Source organism: Flavobacterium psychrolimnae (assembly GCF_003312425.1).
Taxonomy (GTDB): domain Bacteria; phylum Bacteroidota; class Bacteroidia; order Flavobacteriales; family Flavobacteriaceae; genus Flavobacterium; species Flavobacterium psychrolimnae.
Map to the genome: position 1 here is coordinate 122,715 of NZ_QNUX01000004.1, position 16,549 is coordinate 139,263.

13 protein-coding genes and 3 tRNA genes are annotated in these 16,549 nt (G+C 34.1%); 7 read left to right on the forward strand and 9 right to left on the reverse strand.

Going from position 1 to position 16,549, the window contains the following annotated elements; all coding sequences use genetic code 11:
• Window positions 1–7: 7 nt before the first annotated feature.
• The 5 genes from rpsT to proS form a co-directional block, all read right to left on the reverse strand.
• A complete protein-coding gene (gene rpsT / locus DR980_RS05900; protein WP_113634332.1) occupies window positions 8–259 on the reverse strand; it encodes a 30S ribosomal protein S20 in 252 nt (83 codons plus the stop codon).
• A 158-nt stretch (window positions 260–417) separates the two neighbouring features.
• A tRNA-Glu gene (locus tag DR980_RS05905) sits at window positions 418–489 on the reverse strand.
• Window positions 490–530: 41 nt separating this feature from the next.
• A tRNA-Glu gene (locus DR980_RS05910) sits at window positions 531–602 on the reverse strand.
• A gap of 47 nt (window positions 603–649) precedes the next feature.
• Window positions 650–721: transfer RNA gene (locus DR980_RS05915), tRNA-Glu, on the reverse strand.
• Window positions 722–799: 78 nt separating this feature from the next.
• Window positions 800–2,278, reverse strand: coding sequence for a proline--tRNA ligase (proS, locus tag DR980_RS05920; RefSeq protein WP_113634333.1), 1,479 nt, complete (start codon window positions 2,276–2,278; stop codon window positions 800–802).
• Between the two features lie 100 nt (window positions 2,279–2,378).
• Between proS and DR980_RS05925 the strand changes: the two genes are divergently transcribed.
• The 5 genes from DR980_RS05925 (at window position 2,379) to DR980_RS05945 (ending at window position 8,060) form a co-directional block, all read left to right on the forward strand.
• A complete protein-coding gene (locus tag DR980_RS05925; RefSeq protein ID WP_113634334.1) occupies window positions 2,379–3,401 on the forward strand; it encodes a hypothetical protein in 1,023 nt (340 codons plus the stop codon).
• A 45-nt stretch (window positions 3,402–3,446) separates the two neighbouring features.
• Window positions 3,447–5,027 carry an OmpP1/FadL family transporter gene (locus DR980_RS05930; RefSeq protein WP_113634335.1) on the forward strand — a complete coding sequence of 527 codons (1,581 nt, stop codon included), beginning with the start codon at window positions 3,447–3,449 and terminating at the stop codon, window positions 5,025–5,027.
• 278 nt (window positions 5,028–5,305) lie between these two features.
• Window positions 5,306–6,619 carry a 30S ribosomal protein S12 methylthiotransferase RimO gene (gene rimO / locus DR980_RS05935; RefSeq protein ID WP_113634336.1) on the forward strand — a complete coding sequence of 438 codons (1,314 nt, stop codon included), beginning with the start codon at window positions 5,306–5,308 and terminating at the stop codon, window positions 6,617–6,619.
• 40 nt (window positions 6,620–6,659) lie between these two features.
• A complete protein-coding gene (locus DR980_RS05940; RefSeq protein WP_113634337.1) occupies window positions 6,660–7,124 on the forward strand; it encodes a hypothetical protein in 465 nt (154 codons plus the stop codon).
• A gap of 33 nt (window positions 7,125–7,157) precedes the next feature.
• On the forward strand, window positions 7,158–8,060 hold the full coding sequence (locus DR980_RS05945; protein WP_113634338.1) for an N-acetylmuramoyl-L-alanine amidase: 903 nt from the start codon (window positions 7,158–7,160) through the stop codon (window positions 8,058–8,060).
• Between the two features lie 198 nt (window positions 8,061–8,258).
• On the opposite strand, the gene DR980_RS05950 is transcribed toward DR980_RS05945, so the two are convergent.
• Window positions 8,259–9,308, reverse strand: a complete 1,050-nt coding sequence (locus DR980_RS05950; protein WP_113634339.1) for an outer membrane beta-barrel protein — start codon at window positions 9,306–9,308, stop codon at window positions 8,259–8,261.
• Between the two features lie 611 nt (window positions 9,309–9,919).
• Here DR980_RS05950 and DR980_RS05955 point away from each other — a divergent pair.
• Together DR980_RS05955 and DR980_RS05960 are read left to right on the forward strand one after the other, a co-directional pair.
• Window positions 9,920–10,225 carry a hypothetical protein gene (locus DR980_RS05955; protein WP_146779220.1) on the forward strand — a complete coding sequence of 102 codons (306 nt, stop codon included), beginning with the start codon at window positions 9,920–9,922 and terminating at the stop codon, window positions 10,223–10,225.
• Window positions 10,226–10,258: 33 nt separating this feature from the next.
• The gene (locus DR980_RS05960; protein ID WP_113634341.1) at window positions 10,259–10,786 is read left to right on the forward strand and encodes a hypothetical protein; all 528 of its coding nucleotides are present in this window, start codon (window positions 10,259–10,261) and stop codon (window positions 10,784–10,786) included.
• A 183-nt stretch (window positions 10,787–10,969) separates the two neighbouring features.
• Here DR980_RS05960 and DR980_RS05965 read toward each other — a convergent pair whose 3' ends face one another.
• The 3 genes from DR980_RS05965 to DR980_RS05975 all read right to left on the reverse strand — a co-directional run bounded on the left by DR980_RS05965 (window position 10,970) and on the right by DR980_RS05975 (window position 16,549).
• Window positions 10,970–12,322: an NAD-dependent succinate-semialdehyde dehydrogenase gene (locus tag DR980_RS05965; protein WP_113634342.1), complete on the reverse strand. Its 1,353-nt coding sequence runs from the start codon at window positions 12,320–12,322 to the stop codon at window positions 10,970–10,972.
• A 147-nt stretch (window positions 12,323–12,469) separates the two neighbouring features.
• A complete protein-coding gene (locus DR980_RS05970) occupies window positions 12,470–14,581 on the reverse strand; it encodes a response regulator (protein ID WP_113634343.1) in 2,112 nt (703 codons plus the stop codon).
• A 426-nt stretch (window positions 14,582–15,007) separates the two neighbouring features.
• On the reverse strand, window positions 15,008–16,549 hold the full coding sequence (locus tag DR980_RS05975) for an acyl-CoA carboxylase subunit beta (protein ID WP_113634344.1): 1,542 nt from the start codon (window positions 16,547–16,549) through the stop codon (window positions 15,008–15,010).

Consider the following 16,549-nt stretch of genomic DNA (forward strand, 5'->3'; position numbering starts at 1 on the left):
GTTTTAATTACAATTTAGCAACAAGTTTCGTTAATTTAGATTTTAAATTAGAAGCTTTATTATCATGAATGATATTTTTCTTAGCTAATTTATCAATCATAGAAATTACACTTGATAATTTAGATGTAGCATCAGTTTTATCAGTTGCTATTCTTAACGCTTTAATAGCATTACGAGTAGTCTTGTGTTGGTATCTGTTTAATACTCTTCTCTTTTCGTTACTTCTAATTCTTTTTAGAGCTGATTTATGATTTGCCATTTTACTTTATTTTTTTTTAATTGTAATAATTGTTATAATTTATTAGTTAAAAAAGAAAAACCTCCCACAATTGTTAATCAATCACTTTGGTTTTAACTAATAAAACAACGATTGGAGACACCAACCTCTGTTTTACAAAACTTATTTACAACTAATCGTAGTCCGTAAGGGAATCGAACCCCTGTTACCAAGACGAAATCTTGGCGTCCTAACCCCTAGACGAACGGACCATTATCCCCTAAGTTTTTATCAATCTAAAACATTGAAATTGTAGCCCGTAGCGGAATCGAACCGCTCTTACATGGATGAAAACCATGCGTCCTAACCGATAGACGAACGGGCCATTATTCCTTCTAAGTTCAGGAAAACTTTAATATGCAATAAAAATAGTAGCCCGTAGCGGAATCGAACCGCTCTTACATGGATGAAAACCATGCGTCCTAACCGATAGACGAACGGGCCCTGCTTCTCTAATGCGGATGCAAAAATACAACTATTTTTGAAACGTACAATAGTACATGCAAAAAAAATTATTATTTTTTAATACGCCTTTGCAAACAGCACTCTTCCAATGGAGATTTCCCCAGTGAAAACGCAGCTTCCCGCCTCTTCTACTCTATCCAAAGGAATACATCTAATAGTAGCTTTAGTCAACTCTTTAATCTTCTCTTCTGTGGCAGCTGTTCCATCCCAATGCGCTGATACAAAACCTCCTTTAGAATCTATAACCTCTTTAAACTCTTCAAAACTATTTACTTCAGTAATATGCGTATTTCTATAATTTAATGCTTTTTCGAATAATTCTTTTTGAATTTTCTCAAGCAAATCGCTAATGTAAGTTTCGATTCCATCTTTAGAAACAACTTCTTTAGTCAGGGTATCTCTTCTTGCCACCTCAAAAGTTCCATTTTCTAAATCTTTGGGACCTACAGCAATTCGTACCGGCACTCCTTTTAATTCCCACTCCGCAAATTTAAAACCTGGTTTTTGAGTAGTTCTGTTATCAAATTTTACAGAGATATTCATTTTTCGCAAAGCAGCAGTCAAAACATTTACCTCAGTACTTATGACTTCTAATTGCTCATCTGATTTATAAATAGGCACAATCACGACTTGAATAGGTGCTAAACTAGGAGGCAAAACCAATCCCTGATCATCTGAATGCGTCATTACTAATGCACCCATCAAACGAGTTGAAACACCCCAAGAAGTCCCCCAAACATATTCTTGCTTTCCTTCGGCATTTGCAAATTTAACATCAAAAGCTTTAGCAAAATTCTGTCCTAGGAAATGTGAAGTTCCCGCTTGCAAAGCTTTACCATCTTGCATCAACGCTTCGATACAGTAGGTTTCTTCTGCCCCCGCAAAACGTTCTGTTTCAGTTTTTATTCCTTTTATAACTGGAATCGCCATAAAATTTTGGGCAAAATCAGCATATACATTCATCATTTTTTCTGATTCTTCCACAGCCTCCGCTTTGGTTGCATGCGCAGTATGTCCTTCTTGCCACAAAAATTCTGCGGTACGCAAAAACAATCTGGTTCTCATTTCCCAACGGACCACATTAGCCCATTGATTAATTAACAAAGGTAAATCTCTGTATGACTGAACCCATCCTTTGTATGTAGACCAAATAATAGCTTCACTAGTAGGACGAACAATTAATTCTTCTTCTAATTTTGCATTAGGATCAACCATAAGTTTCCCAGGTCTATCAGGATCATTTTTTAAACGATAATGAGTAACAACGGCACATTCTTTTGCAAATCCTTCAGCATTTTTCTCCTCTGCCTCAAACATGCTTTTTGGAACAAATAAAGGAAAATAGGCATTTTGATGACCAGTTTCTTTAAACATTCGATCCAATTCAGCTTGCATTTTTTCCCATATTGCATATCCGTACGGTTTGATAACCATACATCCTCTAACTGCTGAATTTTCGGCTAAATCGGCCTTGACAACCAACTCATTATACCATTTTGAATAATCTTCTGCTCTTGTAGTTAAGTTCTTACTCATATTGAATAGTTTGGCACAAATTTTGCATTAATATTTTTAAATAAATAGTTCAGCAAAACTAACTATTTTTGTAATGTGCAACAATAAAAACTCCATATATATGAAAACTAGTACTCTTTCCTTCCGAAACCCAACAATATATTACTTCGTTGGATTTTTGAGCATCTTGTTGACATCTTGTGGCTCTTACCAAAACAGTTCTTACTATGATTCCGATGGAATTTATGGTAACGCTCCAAGAAGAGCTGTAGAAGTAGAGACACAAAACGATCCAAATAATCAATACAAAGATTACTTTGGGTCTTTGCAAAACAACAATCAACCTGTAGAAATTTTTACAGATGTAGACAACTACAATGATTATAATATAGAAAACGACAGCCTAGACTACAACAACTATCCCGGATGGGGCAGTAATCCTCAAACCGTGAGCATAAACGTTTATGATACTGGATGGGGTATGAACAATTGGTATGGTAACAACTGGGGATGGAATGGTGGTTTCGGTTGGGGAATGAACAACTGGTACGGAAACAATTGGGGTTGGAACGGCGGTTTTGGCTGGGGAAACAACATTGGTTTCGGATGGAATAACTGGGGATGGAATAATTATTACGGTAACAATTGGGGATGGAATAACTGGTATGGAAACAACTGGGGTTATTCAAATTATTACAACAATAGAGCGTACTCACACAATCCAGGTCGCAGAGGTTCTTCGTACGCAAATTCAGTAAATAGCAATCGAAATTCTGGAAATTATAATAGAACACAAAGCACTACAATTAACAGAAGAGCTGTAAACTCAGACTATAGAGGAAATAACAGCACTGATTTTGGTAGAGGTTCAGCAGGTCGATTGAACAGAACAAGTCCAACTTTTTCTAGAAATCAAGTACAATCACAAAACAATTCTAATTATAATCCAGGCAGAAGAGGTAATACTACCAATGCTCGAAATGAAAGTAATACTCCTACAAGGTCTTACACTCCTGCTACCAGAAATGATAGCAATTCCAGATCATACAGTCCAAGCTCAAACAGCAGTTCAAGATCTAGTAATTCTGGTGGCGGTGGAGGCGGAAGATCGACTGGCGGTGGCGGAAGAGGCGGAAGAGGATAATCCGATTCGTTTTACTTATATAACACATTAAAACCTTCGAAATACATGAAAAAATATATATTTTTATTAGCATTAGGCTTGACAGCAAGTGTTGCGCAATCACAAGAAATCTCTGATGCGATGCGTTATTCGCAAGATAATTTGAACGGAACCGCCCGCTTTAGAGCAATGAGTGGCGCATTTGGTGCACTTGGTGGTGATTTATCTTCTATTAATGTTAATCCTGCCGGTTCAGCTATTTTTACTAATAACCAAATGGCGATTACTCTAAGTAATAACGACATTAAAAATAATTCGAATTACTTTGGGACTAACTCATCCGAGAAAACCAATTCTTTCGATTTGAACCAAGCCGGAGCTATTTTTGTGTTCAACAACAGAAATACAAATAACAATTGGACAAAAGTTTCAATGGGTATAAATTATGAAAATACCAACAATTTTGATAATGGATTATTTGCAGCAGGAACAAACCCAAACAATTCTGTAGCCAATTATTTTTTAAGTTATGCCAATAACGGAAATAATGGAGCGCCCGTTCCGCAACAGTTTGTCAATAGAGAACCTGGAGAATCCATATCTGATTTATACTCGTTTTTAGGAAGTAATTTACCTAATAGTCAATTTCCTAGACTAAGCGGTTTTGATGCACAGCAAGCATTTTTAGGATATCAAGCCTTTGTTATAGATGCAATTGATGAAAACAATAACAATTCTACCTATACCTCAAATGCTCCTTCAGGCGGAAATTATTATCAGGAAAACTCTGTTTACAGCACAGGATACAACGGTAAACTTTCTTTTAATGCAGCAACCTCTTACAAAGACAAATTATACATTGGATTAAACTTAAATTCGCATTTTACTGATTATCAAAAATCGTCCAGTTTTTACGAAGACAATAATGCGCCATTAACTAATAATTACACCGTTTCAAGATTACAATTCAATAATGACTTAAACACTTACGGAACTGGATTCTCGTTCCAAGTGGGAGCCATTGCAAAATTGACTAATGAAGTTCGTTTTGGATTAGCATATGAATCTTCAACTTGGTATAAATTGACGGATGAATTATCACAAAGTCTTGTTGCCGTAAGTGCTAATACTGGCGGAGAATTACCAGCAGATGCAGTAGATCCGCAGGTTGTCAATATTTATGAAGCCTATACATTACAAACTCCAAGCAAGTTAACCGGAAGCTTTGCTTACGTTTTTGGAAAATCTGGATTAATCAGTGTTGATTATGCTCTTAAAGACTATAGCAACACTAAATTCAAACCTGAAAACGACTCTTATTTTACCGGATTAAATAGTGATATCAATTCAATATTAGACACTACTGGAGAATTAAGAATAGGCGCTGAATACAAAATAGAAGCCTTGAGCTTAAGAGCAGGATATCGTTATGAGCAAAGTCCATACAAAAATGGAGTGACAATAGGAGATTTGACTGGATATTCAGCTGGTTTAGGATATAGTTTTGGTTCAACCAAAGTAGATTTAGCGTATTCTTATGCTAAAAGAAATTCTCAACAAGGATTTTTCAATCAAGGATTTACGGACGGAGCAAGTGTAGATGCTATTAATAATACAGTGTCTGTATCCCTTTTGTTTGAATTGTAATTTTACCAAAAAATAAAATTTAGAATCCGTTTCGTGATTATGAAACGGATTTTTTTTAGCCCTGATAGAAGTGAAAATCCTCCCGATTTTTTTCGGGAGATTACTTCACCTAGCAGTCATTTTTATGGGAGTTCAGTGAACTTTGTTTGTAGCGTATAGCAGGAATAGCTCCAAAAAAACATCGGCAGGAAGCCTAAACAATACCGAAAAGTATCGGGAAAGTTTGAATAAAAAATTGTAATTTTGCAAAATTCCCAAAATATCGGGATTATACTGTTATGAGAACTAAGTCTTTAAAGAAAAATAAAATTAACGTAATCACTCTTGGGTGTTCGAAAAATGTGTATGATAGTGAAGTGCTTATGGGCCAGCTTCGCGCCAGTGGTAAAGACGTACAACATGAAGCTCCAGAAGCCGAAGAAGGCAATATTATTGTTATAAATACCTGCGGATTCATTGATAATGCTAAAGCAGAATCAGTGAATATGATTCTTGAATATGCTGACAAGAAAGAAAGAGGTCTGGTTGACAAAGTGTTTGTTACCGGATGTCTTTCAGAACGTTACCGCCCGGATTTAGAAAAGGAAATTCCTAATGTAGACCAGTTTTTTGGAACTACAGAGTTGCCACAACTATTAAAAGCATTGGGTGCCGATTACAAACATGAATTATTGGGAGAACGTTTAACTACTACTCCAAAAAATTATGCGTATTTAAAAATTTCTGAAGGTTGTGACAGACCGTGTAGCTTTTGCGCAATTCCATTGATGCGCGGAAAAAACGTTTCGCAAACCATTGAAAAATTGGTGAAAGAATCAGAAGGTTTAGCCAAAAATGGCGTAAAAGAATTAATTTTAATTGCTCAGGATTTGACCTATTATGGTTTAGATCTATATAAAAAAAGAGCTCTTGGAGAATTATTGGAAGCACTAGTAAAAGTGGAAGGAATCGAATGGATTCGTCTGCATTACGCCTTCCCTACCGGTTTCCCAATGGAAGTATTGGAAATCATGAAACGCGAACCAAAAATTTGCAATTATATTGATATTCCGTTGCAACACATTGCTGATTCAGTATTGAAATCAATGCGCCGTGGAACGACTCAAGAAAAAACAACAAAATTATTGAAAGACTTCCGTGCGGCAGTTCCAGGAATGGCGATTCGTACTACGTTGATCGTGGGATATCCAGGAGAAACACAAGAGGATTTCAACATACTGAAAGATTTTGTTCAAGAAATGAAATTTGACAGAATGGGTTGTTTTGCTTATTCTCACGAAGAAAATACGCATGCATATTTACTGGAAGATGATGTTCCTGACACTGTAAAACAAGAGCGTGCTAATGAAATCATGGAATTACAATCCCAAATTTCTTGGGATTTGAACCAAGAAAAAGTTGGACAAACATTTAAATGCATCATCGACAGAAAAGAAGGTGGACATTTTGTAGGAAGAACTGAATTTGACAGTCCTGATGTTGACAATGAAGTACTAATTGACGCAACCAAACATTACGTAAAAACGGGTGAGTTTGTAATGATAAAAATCATTGAAGCAACAGAATTCGATTTGTACGGAGAACCAGCATAATTTTGGGGACGATTTTTAAAATCATTTTAAAACGCTATTTATGAAACTAATTCAATCTTTACTAATTTTCGCATTTGTACTGTTATCAACAAATACTATTTCCGCACAATACGGGAATGGCGGATATGGAAATGGATATGGAAGTAATCGTAGAATGAATAGCGGAATGGATCAAACCAGAGCTATAGACAAACCAAAAGAAATTCCTGTTGAAGTCACCGTTGGAAAAATTATAGAAAAGATAAAACCGGAACTCTCTCTTGATGCACTTCAGGAAATTGCTATATCCAATATTCTGGTGGAGAGTATAAAAACACAAGGTATGCTTATAAAAGCAGAAGTTAGCCAAGAAGATAAAATAAAAAACATCCAAGCGCTATCAGAAGTCACAGACAGAAAAATAATGGAATTGCTTAATAAGGACCAGAAGGAAAAATATATTGCAATGAATGAAGAAGCAAAAAATCCAAAAAAATCGAAAGCTAAAAAGAAAGCTAAACAATAATTTTTTTGTTAAACACAAAAATTAATTCCCAATATGAGAAAAATTTTTTACTACTTAATTTTTGCTGTTGTCATCACTTCATGCTCCACGAATCCTTACAAAAAGAGCGAGAAAATCTACGACTCTAAACTAAAAACGCTCAAAGAAACTATTTCTAATAAGGAATCTCAACCATTACCGGTGATCCCTAAAGTAGTACTAAATGTTGATACTTTATATACTAAACAATTACACACGTATAAAGACACAATTTTTAAAATGGGTTCAACACCACTAGAAAATGGCATTAATACGGAATGGATTGGAACTGTAAATTTTAATTTAAGAAAACCCAATTTTATCATTATCCACCATACTGCGCAAGATTCATTACAACAAACTATAAAAACGTTTACAAAAATAGAAGCTCAAGTTAGCTCTCATTATGTCATTTCAGACGACGGTAAAGTGGTTCAAATGTTGAATGATTATCTCAGAGCGTGGCATGCAGGAAATGGTTCTTGGGGAAAAAATACTGACATTAATTCCACATCAATAGGAATCGAACTGGATAATAACGGAACTGAGTTATTTTCTGAAGCGCAAATCAATAGTTTATTGGCGCTTTTGACTAAACTGAAAAAGGATTATAATATACCAGCACAAAATATCATTGGTCACGCGGATATTGCACCAACCAGAAAAAAAGACCCTAGTGCATTATTTCCATGGAAAATCCTAGCTGAGAAAGGATTTGGAATTTGGCCCGATGAATATTTAGAAACAGCTCCTACTGATTTTAATGTAGAACAAGGATTGCGAATCATAGGATATGATACAAAAAATTTACCAGCGGCAATTATGGCTTTCAAACTGCATTTTATTCAAACTGAAGTCAACGATCTTTTAGATGAAAAAACAATAAACACTATTTATTCTATTTATAAAAAACAATAACTAGTAGTACAATCAAACTATAAAAAACGGTTTTTTGAATCTTTCAAAAAACCGTTTTCTTTTGCAATAAAGTCACATGAAACTCTAGTCTCTACAATACGTAGTTTGTTTCAATAGGGAAAACTTAATAAAAAAAACTGCCAAAATATTTTATAATATCTTGGCAGCAAAAAAAAAAAAAAATATATTATCGAGGAATTAGAAAGAATAAGTTGTTGCTAATAAAGCATAAGCGGTAACACCTTTTGGTGCTGCATCACTATTTGAAAAGATATCTTGAGATGCTGTATCTACACGAAACTCCGGAATAATAGTTAGGTTTCCTACTTTATAATTTAATGATAAAGTATTCCCTACCACACTTGTTCCTGCTAGTACACCAAGACCCGCTGTAGCTTCTTTAGCATCCAAATATTCTAATCTGTAAGCCAGACTCAATGATTCTTTCAATGCTAAATTTGCGTATCCAACCAAAGAGAACCATTCTCCATCTAAGGTACTATCAAAATCATTGTTAGTCATTGCGTACGTTCCATTAAATCCTAATGAAAAGACATCACTCAGTTTTTTTGTTCCAACGAAGTCAAACTGCGTTTTATTTTCATCAGAAGATGGGTTGCTGCTACCTGAAGTCACATTAAAATAAGCACTTCCTGTATCTCCTAAAAAGGCAACTTGCCCAATGAAAGTTTTCTGAGAAGAACCAGCCTCAATAGTTGTTTTGAAATCGGTTGGGTTTGAAACTCCAGCCATAAAACTCATCTTTCCTGAAGTATACTGAGCTTTAACACCCGTATTAAAAAATGGTCCATAAGTAAACGCATAAGACATACTGTAGTTCTTATTATCTACTGCATCCAATAATTCATATCCAATGTGTGTTCCAAAACTTCCTGCAGTTACTTTGAATTTGTCTGAGAACTCATAAGTAAAATTCAATTGCTTAATCATAAAAGTAGTAGAATCGTCATTATACGTAAATTGAGCGGCTCTGCTACCAAAACCCAAATCAACAAAAACAGAAGCTTTCCCCATTTTATGAGAAGCTTCAATGGAAGCCATTCCCAATTCAAATGAGTTATGAGAATTTGTAAAACTGGTTAAGCTATTGTCTATTCCGGAAAAATCATATTTGTAATAAGCATCTGCTGATCCCGCAAAAGTAGTTGCAGGTGCCGGTGTTGTTTCTTGTGCAAATGTTAATGTTGTAGTTAGCAATAATGCTATGGCTGCTAATTGGTTTTTCATCTTTAGTTGGTTTTAGTTAGTAATCTAGTTGGTAATTTTTTGGTTTTGGTTAATACTATTATGAAATTCAGAACTCGGGATTTTAAGAAAAACATGTTTTTTTACACCTTTTTAGCTCTAAATTATCCTTTTATCTGAGGCGAATTTATTAACTTTTATTTCACTAAAATTACTATTTACAACTTTTTTACCTTGATTTAAGAAGAATTATCAATAACGAAAAATGAACAAAAAAAAATGGATATTCCATATTTATAAAGAACAATTTTAAAAATTCAATAATCATGATTTTAAAAAAATACCCTAATTTTTTATAAAAAATTATCAAGTTTAATCAAAATATACACGAATACGCCAAATATTTAAATAAAATAAAACAATATACCCATTAAAAATAGGGGTGTATTGTTTTATTAATTAAAAACACAAAAACGATATTTATATAAAAACATTAGATTGAGATTTCATAAATTGATTCAATTTCACCAAAATTTAAACTAATTAAGTCAATAATTAAACTGTGATTCCGTCAGTTTTGCTACAGGCTTATTTCTCTATTTTTTATGAAAATTTTAATAGCATAAAAAATCCTTTTTCATTAAATTTATAACATGATTCGATTACTAATTAAGTTTTCCGTTTTGCTATTATTTGTCGCTTTTTCCTCCTTTTGGATAAGCGAGAAATTGTCTATGCTTTCAAATGAGCAGAATAGAGATTTATACGAACAAACCGAAAAAAATGCAGAAGAAAACACATTAGAGAGTAAATCTAAAACACTCTTTCTTGCTACAATAGAAATTATAAATTGTTTTGAATACGATTCTTTTGAGAGTAGAAAGATCAATTCTCTTGATTCGTTTCAAATTAAAGAGTTTATTTTACAGAATCTGACTCCACCACCAGAACAAGCTTAAACCCATTTTTTTACTAAAAAACATTATTAATCTATGTCCCAATCCAAAAATGGAGACATAGAAACTCCTAATTATACACACATGAAAAATTTATTTATAGCGTTCACATTTTTATTTACTACTTCTTTACTTGCTCAAACACATCAAATAGTCAAACATAATGGCGAAACGATGGATGTAAACTTTATTAAAAAAGAAAATAATATAGTTTACTACACTTTACCGCAAAGTGCTGAAGAAAAAACAATCAGTCAATATGCCGTGTCACAGCTGAATGAAAAATCAAAAACTGCTTCAGCAATCCTATCAGAAAAAATTCAGCTGAATGGAAAATCTGATTATAAAAAGGTTGTTGTGCTAGAAAAACATCAAACTGAAGGATTGAAAGAATCTGGAATAATCACAAGTTTTTACGGTGGAATTAAAGGAGAATCTCCTGTATCGTTTTCAGATAACGGTGAAAAACGATTGAAACAGAATGCAGCACTAAAAGGATCGCCATTTATTGTAATTCTTTCCAATAATCCGAAAGATTTAAAAGCGGCAGTATATACCTATTAGTAGAACAAAGCAACTGATACCCTCTGGAAACTTGTATTAATTAGTAATAAATTCAATGAAAAATCGAGAACATATTTGTTACAATTACAAATGCTGTTCTCGATTCTTTATTTAACATCCTAAATACAAACATTCTATACCAAATGTGTATTAAAATAATATTGTGCCAGTTAGTGATAATCGTTATTCGATAACTAAGGATTTCATATTCATAAATTCCTTGATTCCTATTGCGCCTAATTCTCTGCCATAACCTGATTTTTTTATTCCTCCAAAAGGAATTCTGGAATCTGAACGTACCAAAGAATTTACGAATACATTTCCCGCTTCAATTTCCCGCGCCAGTTGATACGCATTTTCACGGTCTTCGGTCCAGATTGCCGCAGCCAAACCATATCTGTGATTATTAGCAATAGCAACTGCATCATTTGCATCCTTCGCTCTAATGATAGTAGCTAACGGTCCAAAAGTTTCTTCCTGAAACGCAACATTATTCGAATCCACAAAATCAATTAATGTGGGTTGGAAATTACAATTCTCCCGCTCTCCGCCTACTAGTAGTTTCGCTCCTTGTTGAAGTGATTTTGCCAATTGACCTTCCAATTTTTCTGCTAAGTCCAATCGGGCTAATGGCCCCATTTGAATTCCATTCTGTAATGGATTTCCTTGTTGCAGCAATTGTACTTTTTGCGTAAAAAGAGCAACGAATTCATCCGCAACTTTTTCAGTAACAATAAAACGTTTGGCACAAATACAAGCCTGACCTGCGTTCAACATCCTAGATTGCGTTGCAACTGTTGCGGCTTTTTCAAGATCAGCATCATTCAAAACTATAAAAGCATCTGAACCGCCTAATTCCATAACAGATTTCTTAATGTGCTTTCCTGCCAAAGAAGCCACAGATGACCCTGCCATTTCACTTCCTGTCAATGTGATCCCACAAACGATATTTGAAGCGATGACACTTTCTACTTGAGGAATATCAATAGAAATTTCTTGGAAAACACCTTCGGGAAAGCCAGCTTCTAAAAAAACACTTTCTATTGCTTTAGCGCAACCAATAACATTTGGTGCATGCTTTAAAAGTGTCACATTACCCGCCATAATTGCCGGAGCAGCATAACGCAATACTTGCCAGAAAGGATAATTCCAAGGCATAATAGCAAAAACAGCTCCCATAGGATCATAAACCGACATACTTTTGAAAGACGTATCGTAATACTCGTCTTTCAACATTTCTGCTGCATGCTCCGAATAAAAATCACAATTTGCTGCTGATTTTTCGACCTCTGCGATGCTTTCGGAGATGATCTTACCCATTTCATTTGTAATCAGCAATCCTAATTTCTCCTTGTTTTCACGGAGAATATTAGCCAGTTTACGCATCTTGTCAGCTCTTTCTTGAAAAGAAGTATTTTTCCAAATCTTGAAAGCACTTTCGGATAATTGCAATTTTTGATTCAATTGCGAATTAGTTAATACTTCATGCTCCGCAATCACTTCTTGTGAAAATGGATTTATCGATTTAAATATCATGTCATTTATATTTTAAATTCTTTGTGAATGCAGGTTTAGAAGATAGGAAATCAATTTGGAAGCAGATTTTCTAATTGATTCAGAAGAAAAGGTTAACAGAAAAAGACAACTACTCAAATGGAAATCTGAGTACTTTATATTCAAAATTTAGGGATTAATTTCCATAAAAATAGTATCCAATAATTCGAATATTTTTTCTTTATCCAATGGTTTTGTAATATAGTCCATAAAACCAAATTGCATGATTCGCTCTCTGTCTTCAAAGGAGGAATAAGCAGTCTGAGCAATAACGGGAAGTTCCGGTTTGAATACTTTTATCTGTTCAAATGCTTCAAAACCGTTTAAAACCGGCATTTTTATATCCATAAAAACCAAACTAATATCTGGGTTTTCAGCACATATATTTACGGCTTCCTGACCATTAAATGCGCGTAAAACGGTATGGTTTTTTGATTCAATAATTTTCTTTAACAGCAAGAAATTGATATTGTCATCTTCCGCAATTAAAATAGTTTCATTCTCATAATTTCCAGAAAAGGATATTTTCTTCCTTGGCAAACTTTCTACTGCAGCTTCATCATACTGTAACGGTATTGTAAATGTAAAAACAGATCCAATTCCCATTGTAGATTGTACGCCTATTTCTCCGCCCAACATTTCAACATAAGCCTTAGTGATAGACAAACCAAGACCTAATCCTGTCATTTCGTTAGTAGCATTATCTTCAATTCTTCTGAATCTATCAAAGATAACTTTCGAATAATCTTCGCTAATTCCTAACCCGGAATCTTGAATCGTAAAGGTTACAACTCCTTCTTCTCTGTTTATTTTATATCCAAAAGACACGAAACCTTTTTCGGTAAATTTTACTGCGTTAGTTATTAAATTTACAATAATCTGTTTCAGTTTTGTTTCGTCAGTTAAGATATTCTTCTGAATTTTATCTGCACTTTCAACTATAAAAAACTCAATTTCTTTTTCTTTAGGAATGGTGATTTTTATAGACTTATGCAAATCGGCCATACATTTTTCTAAATCTAAGCCTTTATAGTTTGGCGTAATTTGCTTTGCATCAATTCTGGACATTTCAATTAAATCCTCAATTATTGAAACTAAACTATTTCCGCTATTTCTGATGATTTTTAAATATTCGGATTTCTCATTTTCTGTCAGCTTATCATCATTCAATAAATCACTAAAACCCATGATGGCATTCATAGGAGTTCTGATTTCATGCGATAAATTAGCTAAGAATGATGATTTTAACGTATCACTTTCTTCAGCTTTTTGCTTGGCAATCTCTAATTGCTTCCTTTGGTTATTATTTTCTTCAAAAAGATTTCCAATGTAACCAAACTCTCCTTTGGATTTTCTTAAACTATTTATCGACTTAACATTTCCGGTTTCCAAGATATTCTTGACTAACTTTAAAGGATTATAAACCCATTTTTTAGTGTAATAAATGAAAATAAGCATGTTTATTATCGAGGCCACCACAACTATAAAAAGAATTTCTTTTGTTTTGCTGTAATTTAAATTAAAGGGTCTTTTAAAAAGTAATTTGCTTACTACTTCATTTCTCCAATCTTTTAAATCCAAAGCTACTACAACAAAATCTTCTTCGGGATTCGCCACATAATCTGCATCAGTCAAATTAACTTTGGAACTGCTTATATTTCCTAAAGAAGACGAAAAAGTTTTATCTAAAAGTCTGGCCATAAAAAAATAGCCTGAAGGTTTTGTTTTACGCTTTTTTGGATCTCTTGAAGGATGAATAGTCGCGGCAAAAACCTCAACGATACCTTCAGGAATTTTTACATAAAACCTTTTAAGTTTAGATTCATAGAGTACGCTCATCATCTCTTTTGGAATAAAATCAAAACTTTTAATCCTGTTCGATGTAGTTTTATTTATTATTTTTTTATCTAAATCATAAATTCCGATATAATCCATTTCATAGGATTCAAATTCACTTACTATGAAATCATTGTACCATTTTTCATCTTTTGTTTTAGTAAAATTGACTAATTCATCCCAAAATGTAACATCGATAATTGTGGCTGTTGGCGTTTTAGAGTTAAGTCTGAACAATGATTTTACCTCATTATCATACTGATCATAGGTAGTTTTATAGAAGCGTTCTTCTTCCTTAAGCGTATATAGATACAGTGAAGTGTATAGTAGAAAAAAGAAAACAGTTGTTGAAGCAATCAACAAAAGTAATTTGAAATACGTATTTAAATTAAATAATCTGTTCATAATAATTAGACAAATAAAAAAAGTAATCAAAAAATCTTATGCATTGTTTTGTAAGATATATCACTTTTTTTTAGCTGGCGCAAGGTAAGCTTTTTTTATTCAAAAAAAAACCCAACCGATTAAACTAATGCAGTTTATCACATTTATGAGCTATTTATCAACTAATTTAACTCAAAGCTTAAATCAATCTGTATTTTAATTGTGAATTTATCTCCTAGATCCCATTGATGTTTTATCTACTTATTTATTTTACCTTTTTTTCCTCTGAACCAGCATTGCAAATTCAAATTATTACAAAATCTAGAATTGGAAATTCTTACATCAAAAAATAAACAGCGTCTTAAAATTTTTTTCCATAAAAAACCCCAAAGAGTAACTAACTTTTTGGGGTAATTCAAATTTTAAAATCTTAATTCTATCTAATAATTACAAAGGAATATTTCCGTGTTTTCTATTAGGAGTAATACTCTCTTTATTTTCGAGCATACTAAAAGCTTTTATCAATTTGCGTCTAGTGTCTTGCGGCAAGATTACCTCATCTACAAAACCACGTTGTGCTGCAGTGTATGGATTCGCAAACAAATCAGCGTATTCCGCTTCCTTTTCTAAGAGTTTTGCTTCATGATCTTCGGCTTCGCTAATTTCTTTTTTAAAGATAATTTCTGAGGCTCCTTTGGCTCCCATCACGGCAATTTCGGCAGTTGGCCAAGCAAAATTCATGTCGGCACCAATGTGTTTCGAATTCATTACATCATACGCTCCACCATACGCTTTACGAGTAATTACAGTTACTCTCGGCACGGTTGCCTCACTTAAAGCATACAACAATTTTGCACCGTGAACGATAATTCCGTTCCACTCTTGATCGGTTCCAGGTAAAAAACCCGGTACATCCACCAAAACTAATAACGGAATATTAAAACAATCGCAAAAACGGGTAAATCTTGCCGCTTTTTTCGAACTGTTCACATCAAGACAGCCCGCTAAAATCATCGGTTGGTTGGCTATAATTCCGATGCTTTTTCCTCCCAATCGAGCAAAACCCACCAAGATGTTTTCTGCATAATTTTTATGAATTTCATAAAAGGAATCCTCGTCAATTATTCCACCAATCACCTCATGCATATCATACGGTTTATTGGGATTATCTGGAATGATAGTTGCTAATTTGGTACGAACTTCGTCATTAAGTTCATAAGGTAAATTATGTGCTTTTTCTTTGTTACTCTGTGGCAAATAACTCAACAAGCGCTTCAAATCTTCAAGACATTCCACATCATTGGTAGAAGTAATATGTGCCACACCAGATTTAGTAGAATGCGAACTTGCTCCACCCAATTCCTCCGAAGTCACGGTTTCATTGGTTACTGTTTTCACCACATTCGGACCTGTAACGAACATATAACTGGTATCTTCAACCATCATGGTAAAATCAGTCATGGCTGGAGAATACACGGCTCCACCGGCGCAGGGTCCCATAATAGCAGAGATTTGCGGAATCACACCGCTAGCTTGTACGTTTCTATAAAAAATATCGGCATAACCACCCAAAGAACGAACTCCTTCCTGAATACGTGCTCCACCAGAATCATTCAGTCCAATCATGGGCGCTCCCATTTTGACGGCCATATCCATAACTTTACAGATTTTCTCAGCATGGGTTTCAGATAAAGAACCTCCAAAAACCGTAAAATCCTGAGCAAAAATATAAACCAATCGCCCATTTATGGTTCCATATCCAGTAATGACTCCATCCCCGTAATACAGTTCTTTTTCCATTCCAAAATCAGACGTTCGGTGCGTTACCAACATCCCAATTTCTTCAAAAGAACCTTCATCCATCAAATAATTGACACGCTCTCTTGCGGTTAGTTTTTTATTCGAATGTTGTTTTGCTATTCTATTTTTACCTCCACCCAAATGCGCTTCGGCAATTTTATGATTTAATGTATCTATTTTGTCTTTCAT

Coding starts and splice junctions, on each gene's coding strand:
- rimO (WP_113634336.1), top strand. CDS start 5,306: ATGAGAACTAAGTCTTTAAAGAAAAATAAAATTAACGTAATCACTCTT.
- DR980_RS05945 (WP_113634338.1), top strand. CDS start 7,158: ATGAGAAAAATTTTTTACTACTTAATTTTTGCTGTTGTCATCACTTCA.
- DR980_RS05960 (WP_113634341.1), top strand. CDS start 10,259: ATGTCCCAATCCAAAAATGGAGACATAGAAACTCCTAATTATACACAC.
- DR980_RS05975 (WP_113634344.1), bottom strand. CDS start 16,549: ATGAAAGACAAAATAGATACATTAAATCATAAAATTGCCGAAGCGCAT.
- DR980_RS05925 (WP_113634334.1), top strand. CDS start 2,379: ATGAAAACTAGTACTCTTTCCTTCCGAAACCCAACAATATATTACTTC.
- DR980_RS05955 (WP_146779220.1), top strand. CDS start 9,920: ATGATTCGATTACTAATTAAGTTTTCCGTTTTGCTATTATTTGTCGCT.
- rpsT (WP_113634332.1), bottom strand. CDS start 259: ATGGCAAATCATAAATCAGCTCTAAAAAGAATTAGAAGTAACGAAAAG.
- proS (WP_113634333.1), bottom strand. CDS start 2,278: ATGAGTAAGAACTTAACTACAAGAGCAGAAGATTATTCAAAATGGTAT.
- DR980_RS05940 (WP_113634337.1), top strand. CDS start 6,660: ATGAAACTAATTCAATCTTTACTAATTTTCGCATTTGTACTGTTATCA.
- DR980_RS05965 (WP_113634342.1), bottom strand. CDS start 12,322: ATGATATTTAAATCGATAAATCCATTTTCACAAGAAGTGATTGCGGAG.
- DR980_RS05930 (WP_113634335.1), top strand. CDS start 3,447: ATGAAAAAATATATATTTTTATTAGCATTAGGCTTGACAGCAAGTGTT.
- DR980_RS05970 (WP_113634343.1), bottom strand. CDS start 14,581: ATGAACAGATTATTTAATTTAAATACGTATTTCAAATTACTTTTGTTG.
- DR980_RS05950 (WP_113634339.1), bottom strand. CDS start 9,308: ATGAAAAACCAATTAGCAGCCATAGCATTATTGCTAACTACAACATTA.